This window comes from Agrobacterium sp. NPDC089420, assembly GCF_044900305.1.
Classification (GTDB): Bacteria; Pseudomonadota; Alphaproteobacteria; order Rhizobiales; family Rhizobiaceae; genus Agrobacterium.
The window spans coordinates 113,896-129,261 of the sequence record NZ_JBJDMY010000001.1 but is presented as its reverse complement, the minus strand read 5'-3'; the positions used below and the strand labels follow the sequence as shown (position 1 = coordinate 129,261).

General features: G+C 62.1%; 13 protein-coding genes. 6 read left to right on the top strand and 7 right to left on the bottom strand.

From position 1 onward, the window contains the following. The first annotated feature begins 6 nt into the window (after window positions 1-6). Window positions 7-495 (top strand): Lrp/AsnC family transcriptional regulator, encoded by a 489-nt coding sequence (locus ACI2KA_RS00615; RefSeq protein ID WP_065115978.1) that lies wholly within the window; start codon window positions 7-9, stop codon window positions 493-495. Between the two features lie 286 nt (window positions 496-781). Continuing rightward, a complete protein-coding gene (locus ACI2KA_RS00610; RefSeq protein ID WP_404498315.1) occupies window positions 782-1,747 on the top strand; it encodes an aliphatic sulfonate ABC transporter substrate-binding protein in 966 nt (321 codons plus the stop codon). Between the two features lie 158 nt (window positions 1,748-1,905). On the opposite strand, the gene ACI2KA_RS00605 is transcribed toward ACI2KA_RS00610, so the two are convergent. From ACI2KA_RS00605 to ACI2KA_RS00585, 5 genes are all read right to left on the bottom strand, one after another. After that, window positions 1,906-2,730, bottom strand: coding sequence for a methyltransferase domain-containing protein (locus tag ACI2KA_RS00605; protein WP_404498313.1), 825 nt, complete (start codon window positions 2,728-2,730; stop codon window positions 1,906-1,908). A gap of 84 nt (window positions 2,731-2,814) precedes the next feature. After that, complete coding sequence (locus ACI2KA_RS00600) at window positions 2,815-3,081, bottom strand: usg protein (RefSeq protein ID WP_174057312.1); 267 nt, start codon at window positions 3,079-3,081, stop codon at window positions 2,815-2,817. Window positions 3,082-3,350: 269 nt separating this feature from the next. Then, window positions 3,351-4,181: an ABC transporter permease gene (locus ACI2KA_RS00595; RefSeq protein WP_404498311.1), complete on the bottom strand. Its 831-nt coding sequence runs from the start codon at window positions 4,179-4,181 to the stop codon at window positions 3,351-3,353. Further along, window positions 4,178-4,981 (bottom strand): ABC transporter permease, encoded by an 804-nt coding sequence (locus ACI2KA_RS00590; RefSeq protein ID WP_404498309.1) that lies wholly within the window; start codon window positions 4,979-4,981, stop codon window positions 4,178-4,180. The genes ACI2KA_RS00595 and ACI2KA_RS00590 overlap by 4 nt, the downstream gene beginning before the upstream one ends. Before the next feature lie 114 nt (window positions 4,982-5,095). Beyond that, complete coding sequence (locus tag ACI2KA_RS00585) at window positions 5,096-5,869, bottom strand: ABC transporter substrate-binding protein (RefSeq protein ID WP_404498307.1); 774 nt, start codon at window positions 5,867-5,869, stop codon at window positions 5,096-5,098. A gap of 341 nt (window positions 5,870-6,210) precedes the next feature. Between ACI2KA_RS00585 and ACI2KA_RS00580 the strand changes: the two genes are divergently transcribed. Next, window positions 6,211-8,442, top strand: a complete 2,232-nt coding sequence (locus ACI2KA_RS00580; protein ID WP_404498305.1) for an OmpA family protein — start codon at window positions 6,211-6,213, stop codon at window positions 8,440-8,442. Window positions 8,443-8,728: 286 nt separating this feature from the next. Here the strand turns inward: ACI2KA_RS00580 and ACI2KA_RS00575 are convergent, their stop codons facing one another. Both ACI2KA_RS00575 and ACI2KA_RS00570 read right to left on the bottom strand, forming a co-directional pair. Continuing rightward, window positions 8,729-9,652, bottom strand: coding sequence for a pseudouridine-5'-phosphate glycosidase (locus ACI2KA_RS00575; RefSeq protein ID WP_404498303.1), 924 nt, complete (start codon window positions 9,650-9,652; stop codon window positions 8,729-8,731). A gap of 30 nt (window positions 9,653-9,682) precedes the next feature. Beyond that, window positions 9,683-10,624, bottom strand: a complete 942-nt coding sequence (locus tag ACI2KA_RS00570) for a carbohydrate kinase family protein (protein WP_404498301.1) — start codon at window positions 10,622-10,624, stop codon at window positions 9,683-9,685. Between the two features lie 246 nt (window positions 10,625-10,870). On the opposite strand from ACI2KA_RS00570, the gene recA reads away from it, so the two are divergent. The 3 genes from recA (at window position 10,871) to ACI2KA_RS00555 (ending at window position 15,347) form a co-directional block, all read left to right on the top strand. Beyond that, on the top strand, window positions 10,871-11,962 hold the full coding sequence (recA, locus tag ACI2KA_RS00565) for a recombinase RecA (RefSeq protein ID WP_269340932.1): 1,092 nt from the start codon (window positions 10,871-10,873) through the stop codon (window positions 11,960-11,962). Between the two features lie 230 nt (window positions 11,963-12,192). Then, a complete protein-coding gene (gene alaS / locus ACI2KA_RS00560; RefSeq protein WP_404498299.1) occupies window positions 12,193-14,856 on the top strand; it encodes an alanine--tRNA ligase in 2,664 nt (887 codons plus the stop codon). Window positions 14,857-14,966: 110 nt separating this feature from the next. After that, window positions 14,967-15,347, top strand: coding sequence for a VOC family protein (locus ACI2KA_RS00555; protein ID WP_404498297.1), 381 nt, complete (start codon window positions 14,967-14,969; stop codon window positions 15,345-15,347). The last annotated feature ends 19 nt before the right edge of the window (window positions 15,348-15,366 follow it).

Here is a 15,366-nt window from a genome sequence, read left to right as displayed (position 1 = left end):
GACGCATTGGATCGCCTTGACCGTAAGATTTTGCGCATTCTGCAAGAGGATTCCACGCTGGCCGTCGCCGATCTGGCGAAAAAGGTTGGCCTTTCCACGACGCCCTGTTGGCGGCGTATCCAGAAGATGGAGGAGGACGGCGTCATTCGCCGGCGCGTGGCCTTGCTCGATCCGGGCAAGGTCAACACCAAGGTTACGGTTTTCGTCTCCATCCGCACCGCCTCCCACTCCATCGAATGGCTGAAGCGCTTTTCGGAAGTGGTATCCGAATTTCCGGAGGTCGTCGAATTTTACCGCATGAGCGGTGATGTCGATTACCTGCTGCGCGTCGTCGTGCCGGATATTGCCGCCTATGACGCCTTCTACAAGCGGATGATCGCCAAGATCGAAATTCGCGACGTCTCCTCCGCCTTCGCGATGGAACAGATCAAATATACGACGGAACTGCCGCTCGATTACATGCTGCTGGACAATCCGAAGTCCGGCGAAGAATGATCCCCGGCTGATCACGCCTTTGAGCAATGCCCTTTCCGCTGCCGGAGAGGGCATTTTTGTTTTGGGGCGGTATTTCGGGAGTGTTGAAGCGCCTTATTGGCCTGTCGCCCGGCCGGCGCGGTTGAATCCGCTTCCCGGCGGCGTGACAATCTTATTCCGCCTGCAGGGGCAAATTCGCATATCCAATTCTCTTCACGCGGCCTTCGCGCAAAGCGGGATTTTGATAAATTCTCTCGAATATCTACGCTTTTAATGTCGAAACATCGCCAAAGCGAGGGATATTCTTATGGTCACACGACGCGGAACATTGGGACTGATTGCGGGGGCAACGGGGGCGGTGTTTCTGCCGCATATAAGGCGGGCGGGCGCTGCGACAACCACGTTGCGGATCGGCTGGCAGAAGAACGGCGTGATCGCGCTGGCGAAAAGCCAGGGTGCGCTCGAGGCGCTGTTGAAGGATCGCGGCATCGAGGTCAAATGGTCGGAGTTTTCTTCCGGTCCGCCGCTTCTCGAAGCGCTGGGTGCCGGCGCGCTGGATATCGGGCCGACCGGCGATGTGCCGCCGCTTTTTGCGCAGGCGGCCGGTGGCAATCTGCGGTATGTCGGCACCTACAAGGCGGCGGCCGGCGGTTCGGCAATCCTGGTGCAGAAGGATTCGCCGCTGAAAACGCTGGAGGATCTGAAGGGCCGGAAGGTGGCCTTCAAGCGCGGCTCCAGCGCCCACAACGTCACCGTCAAGGCATTGCGGAAGGCGGGGCTGACCCTGAATGACATCACCCCCGTCGACCTTGCGCCGCCGGATGCGGCGGCTGCCTTCCGCAGCGGCAGCATCGATGCCTGGTCGATCTGGGATCCCTATTTTGCCGTGGCGGAAAAGGAGCCGACAACGCGGGTTCTTGCAAGCGCCGAGGGTATCGTCGATCCCTGGAGTTATTTTCTCGCCAATGGCGATTTCGTGGAGGCCAATCCCGATCTCGTGCCGCTGATCCTCAAGGAACTGGCGAATGTGGGTGTGAAGGCGCAGGCCAATATTGACGAGACCGCGAAATCGCTGGCGGCCATCACCGGCGTTCCCGAGGATGTCACCAAGGTCTCGCTGACGCGCCCCGGCGCCGATCTCGGACGGGTCTCGCTGGTCCCGGATGAAGCCATCGCCTATCAGCAGGCGCTTGCCGACGAGTTTTACGATCTGAAGATCGTGCCGAAGAAACTCAAGGTCGCGGATATCGTCTGGCGGCCGAAGGCGAGCTGATCGCTTTGAAACGTGAATCTCTTCAATCCGCTGGCGGATGTTGCTGAGAGATTGATTCATGACATGCCGCCGTCAGCGACCTCCGATGCATGCCGAGCGGGTAGGTCTTTCACCCTCTCCCCGAGAGGGGAGAGGAAACAAGCGGCGATGTTGGGGCGTCAGCCCTTCAGCTTGGCGATCACCAGGTGGCCGGGGGTCGGATTGCCGTCCTGCATGCGCACATTGATGTCGCTCACTTCGACAATCTCGAAACCGGTGGCGGCCAGTCTTTCGCGGACATAGGTTTCCGCATGGGCGAAACGCTGGTGCGGGCCGACCATATAGGGACGTCCGGCCATGGTCGCTTCAGGCAAGGTTTCCGACGAGAAGATCAGCAGGCCGCCGGCCTCAAGGTTTTCGGCGGCGCCGAAAAACAGCGGTTCCAGCGCGCCGAGATAGGGCAGCACGTCGGTTGCGGTGATGATGTCGAAGGGTTCGTCGTCATTGTCCTCGAGGAAGTCCTCGGCCTCGGCGACGTAGAGCGTCTCGTAGAGATCCTTCTCATGGGCGATCTCGACCATGTTTTCGGAAATATCGATGCCGGTAATGTCGTCGGCCATGTCGCGCAGCGCTTCGCCGGTGAGGCCGGTGCCGCAGCCGAGGTCGAGCAGGCGCTTGAAAGGGCCGAGGTTCAGCGTCTGCAGCCGCTGGCGCACCATCATCGGCACGGCGTAACCGAGCTGTTCGACAAGGATGTCCTCGAAGGCTTCGGCATGCTGGTCGAAAAGGGTCTCGACATAGGCGTCCGGCGCCTTTGGCGGGGTTTCGCCCCGGCCCATGGCGGCGATGCGCACGGCCGCGCCGCCGTGATCGTCCGGATCGATGGCGAGAACCTCTTCATAGGCCTTCACCGCCGCATCCACATCGCCGGCTTTTTCAAGCGAGAGCGCGCGGTTATAGGCCTCGGCAAGCGCCTCTTCGTCGATCTTCTGGTTCTTCGTCATCGTGCCTTATCCGTCAGCGTCTTCAGTTGACGTCTGCTGTAAGCCGCAAAGGTGGTCGGCGCAATGTTTATGTGGCGTGGCAGCTCAGTGGATGATGAACTCCCCTTTGAGCGCGCGCCATTCCTGTGCCGAGATGACCTGCCGATGCACATAGCGGACGGAGTGCAGCGGTCCATCCAGCTTTTCCTGCCAGAATTTGAGGAAGCCGTGCATTTCGGGGAAATCCGGTGCCAGATCGTAGTCCTGCCAGACATAGGTCTGGAGAACCAGCGGATGGTCCGGCAGGCGATAGAATATCTGGGCGGTGGTGAGGCCGTAGCCTCTCAGCATCATTTCCATGTCCTTGTTCATGACGGCGGTTCCCGTTTTCATGAGTGCCGATCACAGCATTGCCGCTGTATCTGACATGGGAACACGGCATGGTTAATCCAAGCTTGCCAAAAGCATGGTTCTGTCACAAATTTGTTATATTTTTCAAATTGTTGGCAGCCTTCGTTGATGAGTGCTGCCAAGCTGCATAAAAGCATTTCCGGTGAAACTGCGTCGCGGTTCGACGTCCGGACAGGCGTCAAAATAAAGAGCCGAAGCCTTGTCGCGATTCCATGGCCAGCGAAAACGCTTTAACGCTTGAGGTGCCGTGTCAGCCGGGCTTCCAGCCAGGCCCAGACATGCCGCAGCGTTTCCACGATCGCCAGGTAGAAGATCGCGGCCCAGAGATAGGCCTGATAATCGAAGGTGCGGGAAAAGGCGTAGCGGGTCTGCCCCATGAGGTCGAAGACGGTGACTATGGAGACAACCGCCGACCCCTTGATCATCAGGATGATCTCGTTGCCATAGGGGCGCAGCGCCACGATGAGTGCCTGCGGCAGGATGACCTTGCGGAACGTGACGAATTTCGACAGGCCGAGCGAGGCGGCGCCTTCATGCTGGCCGAGCGGCACGCTGCGGATCGCGCCGCGCAGGATTTCCGCCTGGTAGGCCGCCGTGTTGAGGGTCAGAGACAGCAGGCCGCAATACCAGGCCTCCCGGAAGAACCACCACAGGCCGACCGTTTCCAGCCCCTGGCGGAAGCTGCCGAGACCGTAATAGATCAGGAACAGCTGCGCCAGCAGCGGCGTGCTGCGGAAGACGTAGACATAGGCGTAGGCGAGCGCGCCGACGATCCGGTTTTTCGACATGCGGCCGAAGGCGATCGGCACGGAAAGGATGGCGCCGAGAACGATCGAGCTGCCGACCAGCGTGATGGTGGTGATGAGGCCGTCTATATAGCGCGGGCCGTAACGGTTGAATTTATCCCAGTCCCAGCCTTCGATCATGGCGAAGATCAGCCCGGCGGCAAGCAGCAGCCAGAGCGTGATGACGGCGATGCCGGCAATGCGCGACATGTTGAGCGGCCTGTCGGCCACGATCGGCGCGGGGCGGGGCGGAATGAGTTCCTGGATATGGCTCATCGGCGCGCCTCCGACTTGCGCGACCAGCGGTCGATGAAGCCGATGCCGATCGAGGAGACCAGGGCGAGAGTGAGATAAAGCAGGCAAGCTATGCCATAAAAGAAGAAGGCTTCCTTGCTGACGCGGGCGGCGATGCCGGTCTGGCGCATGATATCGGCGAGGCCGATGATCGAGACATAGGAGGTGTCCTTCAGCAGGATGACCCAGAGATTGGTCATGCCGGGCAGGGCGATCCTGACCAGCTGCGGCAGGATGATGAGCATCATGGTGCGCCCGCGTGACAGGCCGAGGGCTGCGCCCGCCTCATATTGTCCTTTCGGAATGGCCTTGAAAGCGGAGAGCAGCACTTCCGATGCATAGGACGAAAAGACGACGGACAGGGCGATCATGCCGGCCACGAAGGCGTTGATCTCGATCGGACCGCTGATGCCGATGGAGCCGGCCAGCGATTGCAGCAGCATCTGGATGCCGTAATAGACGATGAAGAGGGTCAGGAGTTCGGGCAGGCCGCGGAAGATGGTGGTATAGATGCCGGCGGCGAGCCGCAGCGATTTTTCTTCCGATTGTGCGGCAAGCGCGATGAAAAATCCGATCAGCAGCCCGACGGGAAGGGTTGCGAAGGCCAGCGAGATGGTGACCTTGACGCCGAATGCGATCTGGTCGCCCCATCCGGCGCCGCCGCACGCCACAAGCGTGCCGTTTCCGAAAAGCGAGAAGATTCCGACCGGACCGCACAAGGGGTCAAGAAGTGTAGAGACATAGGTCCAGAATGCACCTATGGCGGAAAATGCTCCGCTCATGCCAGTTTTCCCCTGCGGTCTTAAGCCGCCGTGATTGTTTTATGGTGACGTTTTCAAACAAAAATGGCGGAAGGGCAAGCCTTCCGCCACCAGATTTCAACAGGCCGGGCGGTCTTACTCGCCGTAAACGTCGAAATCGAAGTATTTTTTGTTGATCTCCTGGTATTTGCCGTTGGCGCGGATGGCGGCAATGGCGGCCGTGAACTTGTCGGCAAGCGCCGTGTCGCCCTTGCGAACGGCGACGCCCGCGCCATTGCCGTTGATTTCGACATCGACCGGCAGCGGCGTCAGGATCTTGCAGCAGGCGCCGGCATCCGTCTTCAGCCATTCCGACAGCACGACGATATCGTCGATGACGGCGTCGATGCGGCCATTGGCGATGTCGAGCTTATATTCGTCGGCGGTCGGATACATCTTCACGTTGGCGTCCGGAAAATGCTTTTCGGCATAATTGGAGTGAGTGGTGGAGCCCTGCGCGCCAAGCGACTTGCCCTTGAGATCGTCGACGGACTTGATCGGCGAATCCTTCGGCACGGCAATCGCCGGCGGCGTGTTGTAATATTTCTTGGAGAAATCGACCTTCTCGAGACGCTCGGGCGTGATCGACATGGACGCGATGATGGCGTCGAACTTCTTGGCCTGGAGGGCGGGAATGATGCCGTCCCAGTCATTGGTGACGAAGGTGCATTCGGCCTTCATTTCAACGCACAGCGCCTCGGCGATGTCGATGTCGAAGCCGGTCAGCGTGCCGTCGGCTTCGAGATTGTTGAAGGGCGGATAGGCGCCTTCGGTGCCGATGACGATCTTGTCCTGCGCGAGGGCTGCGCCGGAAAACAGCGAGATGGCGGCAATCGATGCGGCTGCGAGCAGACGGGTGGAAATAGGCATTTCGATCCTCTCTTTTGGTCGTTTATCCGCGGTCTGTTGTTGTTTTCAGTGCGGACGCCATGGGCGCGGGGCGTGATGGGACGGATGATACCGCCCGTGGCCTTCAGCGCGGATGCAATTATTCATCCGGTTGGTCAAAAAATGCAACTGCAATATTAGTGACCGCGATTGTGCCGCAGAGCTTTCACGAAAACGCCTTGATCTGTTCATTTCCGGTACAGAAGGCTTTGTTCATCATGGGAACCGAAGCGGGTGTAAGGTGTTGACCAGCGCCTGCACGCGCAGCCGGTTTCAAGACGTCGCGGCACAAGCGACCAATAATGGCAGATGAGGAAGCACCGATGCTGAAGAAGAACACATTGCTGACGGGGGTGGTTTTCCCCCTCATGTCGCTGGCGATTGCGGTGGAGCCGGCTGCCGCCGGTTTTGCCGGCGCGGCGCGGGCGCAGACACAGATGCCCCAGACGCAGAGCCCGCTAATTCTGGCGCAGGCGCAACCGGAAGAGCAAAATCCGGAAGAGTTGCTGCGCAAACAGCGCAAGCAGGCCGAAGAGGCGCAGCCGCAGGCCGAGCCGCACAAGCAGGAACACGCGCCGGAGCCGCCGCGTGAGCGCCCGCCCGAGCCGAAGCCGGAAGCCGCACCCGCCGAACCGCGCCCCGAACCGCAACCGGAACCGAAGCGCGAAGCCCCGCCCGAGCCGCAGCAGCGCGAAGCCCGGCCGGAGCCCGCGCCTGCCGAACAGCCGCAGGAGCGGCCACGCCGCGCCGAGCGCCCGCAGGAGCCGCAGGCCGAAGGCGAACAGCGTCCCGCCCGCCAGCGCCCGGAAGCAGCGCCCGAAGCTGCTCCAGAGGCCGCACCGGCCGAACAGCAGCCGAAGGAGCGCCCCCGCAAGCCGGAGCGCGCCGAGCAGCCTGCAGGCGAGGGTGAGCAGCGCCCGCGCAAGGAACGTGCGAAGGAGCCGGCCGCCGAGCAGCCTGCCGCTCGCCCTGAAAATGCCGAGCAGCCCGCCAAACCGGCACCGGAAAAAAAGCCGCAGGTAGAGGAAAAGGCGTCCGAACCGGCGGAGAAGGCCGTTCCGGAAAAGAAGCCCGCAGCCCCTGAGCCGGCCGCAAAGGAAGCCCCTGTTCCGGCGGAAGCGCCGACGCCTGCACGCCCGCCGGCACCGGAGGCCCAGCCCAACCCCGCACCGGGCCAGCAGCCGTCCGAAAAACCGGCCGAAGGCCAGGGCAGGGCGGAGCCGGCAGCGCCGCTGCCGGGAAGCCCGACGCCTCCGCCGAGCGGCGCCGCGACCGGGCAGGCGCCTGCCGGCGAGCCGGTTCCCAACCAGGTTGCCGTGCCGCAGACCGAAGCGCCGCCGATGACGAAGGAGGAGCTGGACAAAGCCAAGGCGGTTGCCAAGGACCCCTCCAAGACCGTGGATACCGTCATTCTGCCGGTCGACAAGGGTGCGGCCGTTCTCGACAGCGACAAGGAAGTGGAGCGCTCGGGCAACAACCAGGCCCGTGAGCAACGCCGCCGCGAGCGCGAACAGGCCGGTGACGTGAAGGTTCCGACCTCCGACGCCGAGGCGCAGCGCGCCGGTGCCGCCGAAGGCAAGGCGCCGCCGCCGCCCGTGAAGATGGAGGCGATCACCTCCCAGCAGGGCGAGCGCATCGACCGTCGTCCGCAATATGAGCGGCCGGAAGGTGTGCGTGAATGGCAGCCGCGTGAGGGCCGTCCGCGCGACCGGGATCGCGACGCACCGATCATCCTGCAGTTCGGCGATCGCGTCGTGGTGCGCGGCGACGACAACCAGCGCTTTATCCGCGATGGCGGCGAGCCCTATTACGAGCGTCTGCCGGGCGGCCGTGTGCGCGAAACCGTCGAGCGCCGTGACGGCACGCAGGTGGTGACCATCCGCAACCGGTATGGCGACGTGATCCAGCGTTCACGCATCGACGATCGCGGCCGCGAATATGTGCTGTTCTACGCACCGGAACTGATGGACGATCCCGACCGCGACTACGTCTATCGCGATCCGGGCCTCGACCTGCCGCCGATGCGCCTGCGCATCCCCGTCCGCGATTACATCATCGACACATCGAGCGATCCCGACCGCGATTATTACCGTTTCCTGGAGCAGCCGCCGGTGGAACCGGTGGAGCGTGTCTATTCGCTGGACGAGGTGCGTTATTCTGCCCGTATCCGCGACAAGGTGCGCCGTATCGACCTCGATACGATCACCTTCGCCACCGGCAGCGCGGACATTCCGATGGCGCAGGCGCGCACGCTGCGCAAGGTGGCGGATGCGATCAACAAGGCGCTGGAAAAGAACCCGGCGGAAACCTTCCTGATCGAAGGCCATACCGATGCCGTCGGTTCGGATGAAAGCAACCTCGTTCTTTCCGACGAGCGCGCCGCCTCCGTCGCCAATGTGCTGACCGATGTCTACGGCATTCCGCCGGAAAACCTTGCGACGCAGGGCTATGGCGAGCGTTACCTGAAGGTCCAGACGCTCGGTCCGGAACAGCAGAACCGCCGTGTCACCATCCGCCGCGTGACGCCGCTGGTGAAGCCGGTCGCCCAGAACTGATTGGGTTCGACAGGAAAAACGAAGGCCCGGAAGCGCAAGCTTTCCGGGCCTTTTTGTTGATTACGATGTCCCCAGCGCCGAAGCGTTTGACGAAGTTGGATCATCCGCAATCCGTCACCCCGGACCAGATCCGGGGGCCAGCGTGATCAAGTCCTTGATCACGAAAGACTCTTTCACGGCGCAGACGCGCCGTGGCTGGATGCCGGATCAAGTCCGGCATGACGGAGGAGAGGTTTTCGAACCCTGCCATCGCCCGCAAATTTGAGGATGATCCCAACCCCGGCGGTTAGTTCAGCGCCACCGCGATCTCCGCCGCCAGCCGGGCATTGTTACGCACCAGCGCAATATTGGTCTCCAGGCTGCGGCCGTCCGTCAGGCGGAAGATATCGCCGAGCAGATAGGGCGTGACCGCCTTGCCGGTGACGTCGTCGCGCTCGGCATGGGAGATGGCGCGGTTGATGTAGATTTCCATCTCCTCGCGCGGAATTTCGTCTTCTTCCGGCACGGGGTTGGCCACCAGCATGCCACCCTCGATGCCGAGCTGTTCGCGCGTCGTCTGGAAATTGGCGATCGCCGCCGGGCTGTTCAGCGAGAGCGGGCTTGCCAGGCCGGAGGAGCGCGACCAGAAGGCCGGGAATTCTTCCGAGCCGAAGGTGACGACCGGCACGCCGTTGGTCTCGAGAACCTCCAGCGTCTTCGGAATATCGAGAATGGCCTTGGCGCCGGCGCAGACGACGATCACGCCGGTTCTGGCAAGCTCGGTCAGGTCGGCGGAGATGTCGAAGGTCTCTTCCGCGCCCTTGTGCACGCCGCCGATGCCGCCGGTGGCGAAAACGCGGATGCCGGCGCGGGCGGCGGCGATCATGGTGGCGGCAACCGTGGTGGCGCCGGTGCGGCGCTCGGCAATTGCGAAGGCGATATCGGCGCGCGAGACCTTCATGGCGTCGGTGGTCTGGGCGAGCGCCTCGAGCTGGTCCTTCTCAAGGCCGATATGCAGGGTGCCGTGAATGACGGCGATGGTGGCGGGAACGGCACCCTGGTCGCGGATGATCTGCTCGACGCTTTCCGCCATCTCGATATTGCCGGGATAGGGCATGCCATGGGTGATGATGGTCGATTCGAGCGCCACGATCGGCGCGCCGCGCTGCTTGGCGGCGGCGACTTCCTGGGAATAGACGATGGGAAGGAGCGGGGAGATGGGCCGGGTCATTTTAGTTTGTTCCAATTTACAAAAGCGGGTTCATGCCAGCATTTCGGCCTGGGGAACAAGCCCCAACATGGCTTCGACACTGTCTTTTGATAGATCCTGGGCAGTGGCGAAGGGCGATTGCACGGTGATGGCGGCTGCGGCCGCACCGTGCCTCAAGGCTTCTGCAATCGTCTTTCCCCCGGCGATGGCGGCAAGGTAACCGGAAGCCATGGCGTCACCCGCGCCGGTCACGTCCTTCACATCACGGATGAGGGGCGGATGGAGCATCGCCGTTTCTGTCCTGTTGAAGGCCACGACCTCGCTTGCGCCGCGGGTGACGACGCCGCCGGAAAGCCCGGCCCCGCGCAGGATGGCGGGCCAGTCGCGGACATTGGCCGCCGTCTCGCCGGTAAGGGCGCGGGCCTCCGCTTCGTTCATGAAGAGGATGTCGATATCGGTAAGCGCGCCTTTCAGCTTCACCGCCTTGGCGGGCGAAATGGCGATGGCCGCGAGCGGCTTTTCGCAGGCGCGCGCGACGAGGCCGAGCGCCGTCAGCGTGTCTTCGGGAAGATTGGCGTCGCAGAGCAGGAGGTCGCTTGCTGTGATCGCCTCGCGCACGCCGCGCACCTTCAGGCGGCGCGGGGTGAACAGCTTGTAGAGATCCATGTCGGCCAGCGCGATGACCAGATTGCCGTCGCGCTCCAGAATGGCGGTGTAGCTCGGCGTGCGGCGATCGAGGAAGGTAAACGGCGTATCTTCCACACCCGCCTGGCGTGCGGCCTCCGCCACCGCTTCCCCCGTCACGTCGCCGCCGCGCGGGGCGATGATGCGGACCTGAAAACCGAGCCGGGAGAGATTGCGCGCGGCGTTAAAACCGCCTCCGCCTGCCTCTTCCATCCAGGAGCCCGGATTGCTGGCGCCGGGCGCCGTCTCGGTCTCGATCATGCCACGCCTGTCGATATGCGCACCACCCAGAACGAGTATTTTTTTCACGCTTGCGTTTCCCTCTCTGGCGGATGGAAAGACCGGACGATTCGGCCTAAACTGATGTCTTCCTGACCTCGCATCCGGTTTGCGGCTATAGGCCCGGCACGGAAAAACGAAAGCAGAACAAACGACTTATCGCTATTTGTTTTCAATATGCTGGCTCAGCCTTGCGAAATGAGAACAAATAGAGTACATACCGTTTCCATACTGCTTCATTGCCTGTGCGGCTTCAATAACCTAAAGGTGGTTCGGATGGCACAAAATTCTTTGCGTCTCGTAGAGGATAAATCGGTGGATAAAAGCAAGGCACTGGAAGCGGCGCTCTCCCAGATCGAACGGTCGTTCGGCAAGGGATCGATCATGAAGCTCGGTTCCAATGAAAATGTGGTGGAAGTTGAGACCGTTTCGACGGGTTCGCTCAGCCTGGATATCGCGCTCGGCATCGGCGGTCTGCCGAAGGGGCGTATCATTGAGATTTATGGTCCGGAAAGCTCGGGTAAAACGACGCTGGCGCTGCAGACGATTGCGGAAGCCCAGAAGAAGGGCGGCATCTGCGCCTTCGTCGACGCCGAACATGCGCTCGATCCGGTCTATGCCCGCAAGCTCGGCGTGGATCTGCAAGGCCTGCTGATCTCGCAGCCGGATACCGGCGAGCAGGCGCTTGAGATCACCGATACGCTGGTGCGTTCCGGTGCGGTGGACGTGCTCGTGGTCGACTCCGTTGCGGCGCTGACGCCGCGGGCGGAAATCGAAGGCGAGATGGGCGACAGCCTGCCGGGTCTTCAGGCGCGTCTGATGAGCCAGGCGCTCCGCAAGCTGACCGCCTCGATCTCCAAGTCGAAGTGCATGGTGATCTTCATCAACCAGATCCGCATGAAGATCGGCGTCATGTTCGGTTCGCCGGAAACGACGACGGGTGGTAACGCTCTCAAGTTCTACGCTTCCGTGCGCCTCGACATCCGCCGTATCGGCGCCGTCAAGGAGCGCGAAGAGGTTGTCGGCAACCAGACGCGCGTCAAGGTCGTCAAGAACAAGATGGCGCCGCCCTTCAAGCAGGTGGAATTCGACATCATGTATGGCGAAGGTGTTTCCAAGACCGGTGAGCTGGTCGATCTCGGCGTGAAGGCCGGTATCGTCGAGAAATCCGGCGCCTGGTTCTCCTATAACAGCCAGCGTCTCGGGCAGGGGCGTGAAAATGCCAAGACCTTCCTGCGCGACAATCCGGATACGGCCAACGAGATCGAACTGGCGCTGCGCCAGAATGCCGGTCTGATTGCCGACCGCTTCCTGCAGAATGGCGGCCCGGACGCCGGCGAAGGCGACGACGGCAGCGACGAGGGCTGATACATTCCGCGAAGGTCCGGGCATCGCTGCCCGGAGACTTTGCCGGACTGATAAGGATCAAAAGGGTCGAGCGATTTTTCTTCGCGCGGCCCTTTTTGTTTGCCGACGCGTCTTCGCTGGCCGCCATGGCTGGACAGGGCCGGGTGCGGACGATAAAAGCCAGTGATTTTGCAATATAGCCATCCTTCGGGGTGGCGGTGATGGACTCCAGCTGTGAGCGGTGTGTGGGCATGAGCGGTGTGAATGAAATTCGGTCGACCTTTCTCGACTACTTCAAGAAGAACGGACACGAGGTCGTGCCCTCCAGCCCGCTGGTGCCGCGCAACGATCCCACGCTGATGTTCACCAATGCCGGCATGGTGCAGTTCAAGAACGTCTTCACCGGTCTTGAAAGCCGTCCCTATTCCACGGCCGCCTCGGCGCAGAAATGCGTGCGTGCCGGCGGCAAGCATAACGACCTCGACAATGTCGGTTATACTGCCCGTCACCACACCTTCTTCGAAATGCTCGGCAATTTCTCCTTCGGCGATTATTTCAAGGAAGAGGCGATCACCCATGCCTGGAACCTGATCACCAGGGAATTCGGCATCGACCGCAACCGTCTGCTGGTCACGGTCTATCACACCGACGACGAGGCCTTTAACCTCTGGAAGAAGATCGCCGGTTTCTCCGACGACCGGATCATCCGCATTCCGACCAGCGACAATTTCTGGGCGATGGGCGATACCGGTCCCTGCGGTCCCTGTTCGGAAATCTTCTACGACCATGGCGATCATATCTGGGGTGGCCCGCCCGGTTCGCCGGAAGAGGATGGCGATCGTTTCATCGAAATCTGGAACCTCGTCTTCATGCAATATGAGCAGTTGACGAAGGAAGAGCGCATCGACCTGCCGCGTCCGTCGATCGATACCGGCATGGGTCTGGAGCGCATTTCCGCGCTGCTGCAGGGCAAGCACGACAATTACGACACCGACCTGTTCCGCGCGCTGATCGCCGCTTCCGTGGAAGCGACCGGCGTTCCGGCCGAAGGCGAAAAGCGCGCCAGCCACCGGGTCATCGCCGACCATTTGCGCTCGTCCGCCTTCCTGATCGCCGATGGCGTCCTGCCGTCGAATGAAGGCCGTGGTTATGTCCTGCGCCGCATCATGCGTCGCGCCATGCGCCATGCCGAGCTTCTCGGCGCGCGCGAGCCGCTGATCTACAAGCTGCTGCCGGCGCTGGTGCAGCAGATGGGCCGCGCCTATCCGGAACTGGTCCGCGCCGAGGCGCTGATTTCCGAGACGCTGAAGCTTGAAGAAACCCGTTTCCGCAAGACGCTGGAACGCGGCCTGTCGCTGCTTTCCGACGCCACCTCGACGCTGCACAAGGGCGACATGCTGGATGGCGAAACCGCCTTCAAGCTTTACGACACCTATGGTTTCCCGCTCGACCTGACGCAGGATGCGCTGCGTGCCCGCGAAATCGGCGTCGATATTTCCGGTTTCACCGATGCCATGGAGCGCCAGAAGGCGGAAGCCCGCTCGCATTGGGCTGGTTCCGGCGACAAGGCGACTGAAACCGTCTGGTTTGAACTCAAGGAAAAGCTCGGCGCGAGTGAATTCCTCGGTTACGACACCGAAACCGCCGAAGGCGTCATCCAGGCGATCGTCAAGGACGGCAAGGCGGTGGACAGTGCGGCCGATGGCGAGACCGTGCAGGTCGTCGTCAACCAGACCCCGTTCTACGGCGAGTCCGGCGGCCAGATGGGCGATACCGGCGTGATCTCCGGCGACAATGGCGCTTTTGCCGTGTCCGATACCCAGAAGAAGGGCGAAGGCCTCTTTGTGCATCTGGGCACGGTCTCCAAGGGCGGTCTCAAGGTTGGCGATGCCGTTCAGCTGACGGTCGATCATGGCCGCCGCTCGCGCCTGCGCGCCAACCACTCCGCCACCCACCTGCTGCATGAGGCGTTGCGCGAAGTGCTTGGCACCCATGTTGCCCAGAAGGGTTCGCTGGTTGCGCCCGAGCGCCTGCGTTTCGACGTCTCGCATCCGAAGCCGATGTCGGCCGAAGAGCTGAAGGTCGTCGAGGATATGGCCAACGAGATCGTGTTGCAGAATTCGCCGGTCGTGACCCGGCTGATGAGCGTCGACGACGCCATTGCCGAGGGCGCGATGGCGCTGTTCGGCGAAAAATACGGTGACGAAGTTCGTGTTGTCTCGATGGGCACCGGCCTGCATGGCGCGAAGGCCAACCGGCCCTATTCCGTCGAACTCTGTGGCGGCACCCATGTCGCCGCCACCGGCCAGATCGGCCTCATCCGCATTCTCGGCGAGAGCGCTGTCGGTGCGGGCGTGCGCCGCCTCGAAGCCGTCACCGGGCAGGGCGCGCTTGCCTATCTCGCCGAGCAGGACGAACGGGTGAAGGCGCTGGCGTCTTCGCTGAAGGTGCAGCCGGGCGATGTGCTGTCGCGCGTCGAAGGGCTGCTTGACGAACGCAAGAAGCTGGAACGCGAACTTGCCGATGCGCGCCGGAAACTCGCCATGGGCGGCGGTTCGGCCGATGCCGGCGCAAGCGACATCAAGCAGGTGGCCGGTGTCAATTTCCTCGCGAAATCCATGTCGGGCATCGATGCCAAGGACCTCAAGGGTCTTGCCGATGAGGCCAAGGCCAATCTCGGCTCCGGCGTCGTGCTGTTGATCGCGGTTTCCGAAGACGGCAAGGCAAGCGCTGTCGCAGCCGTGACCGAAGATCTGACGGCCCGTTTCAGCGCCGTGGATATCGTTCGCACCGCATCCGCCGCCCTTGGCGGCAAGGGCGGCGGCGGTCGCCCTGACATGGCGCAGGCCGGTGGTCCGGATGGCGCCAAGGCGCAGGAGGCCATCGAGGCGGTGGCCGCAGCACTGGCGGCATGATCCGGGACAATTGATCAAGGCGGGGTTTTACCCCGCCTTTTTTGTTCCGCCCAAGGTCTTGCGACGGCGGCATGCGCGGCCAAGAGGGGGAAAGATGACGGAGGAATGTGATGCGCTTTGTAAATCCCATCCCTTTCGTGCGCGATATCGCGCGTTCCAGAGCGTTTTATCGTGACACGCTCGGCCTCAATATCGTCGAGGATTTTGGAAACTTCGTCCTTTTTGAAACCGGCTTTGCAATCCATGAGGGGCGGTCGCTCGAGGAGACGGTCTGGCGGACGCCGTCGGACAAGCAGGAAGCCTATGGCAGACGCAACATGCTGCTTTATTTCGAACATGCGGATGTGGATGCGGCGTTTCGAGCTATTGCGCCGCATGTGGAACTCATCCACCCGCTGGAGCGGCAGGCCTGGGGCCAGAGAGTGTTTCGTTTTTACGATCCGGACGGGCATGCGATAGAGGTCGGAGAGCCGCTCGGCCAGTCCGGTTGAACGACCCGTCACGAAAATC

What these genes read in the sequence shown, in the direction of transcription:
- ACI2KA_RS00590 (WP_404498309.1), bottom strand. Translation starts at nt 4,981, where the DNA reads ATGAGCGGAGCATTTTCCGCCATAGGTGCATTCTGGACCTATGTCTCT.
- ACI2KA_RS00580 (WP_404498305.1), top strand. Translation starts at nt 6,211, where the DNA reads ATGCTGAAGAAGAACACATTGCTGACGGGGGTGGTTTTCCCCCTCATG.
- ACI2KA_RS00555 (WP_404498297.1), top strand. Translation starts at nt 14,967, where the DNA reads ATGCGCTTTGTAAATCCCATCCCTTTCGTGCGCGATATCGCGCGTTCC.
- ACI2KA_RS00600 (WP_174057312.1), bottom strand. Translation starts at nt 3,081, where the DNA reads ATGAACAAGGACATGGAAATGATGCTGAGAGGCTACGGCCTCACCACC.
- alaS (WP_404498299.1), top strand. Translation starts at nt 12,193, where the DNA reads ATGAGCGGTGTGAATGAAATTCGGTCGACCTTTCTCGACTACTTCAAG.
- ACI2KA_RS00575 (WP_404498303.1), bottom strand. Translation starts at nt 9,652, where the DNA reads ATGACCCGGCCCATCTCCCCGCTCCTTCCCATCGTCTATTCCCAGGAA.
- ACI2KA_RS00585 (WP_404498307.1), bottom strand. Translation starts at nt 5,869, where the DNA reads ATGCCTATTTCCACCCGTCTGCTCGCAGCCGCATCGATTGCCGCCATC.
- ACI2KA_RS00610 (WP_404498315.1), top strand. Translation starts at nt 782, where the DNA reads ATGGTCACACGACGCGGAACATTGGGACTGATTGCGGGGGCAACGGGG.
- recA (WP_269340932.1), top strand. Translation starts at nt 10,871, where the DNA reads ATGGCACAAAATTCTTTGCGTCTCGTAGAGGATAAATCGGTGGATAAA.
- ACI2KA_RS00605 (WP_404498313.1), bottom strand. Translation starts at nt 2,730, where the DNA reads ATGACGAAGAACCAGAAGATCGACGAAGAGGCGCTTGCCGAGGCCTAT.
- ACI2KA_RS00595 (WP_404498311.1), bottom strand. Translation starts at nt 4,181, where the DNA reads ATGAGCCATATCCAGGAACTCATTCCGCCCCGCCCCGCGCCGATCGTG.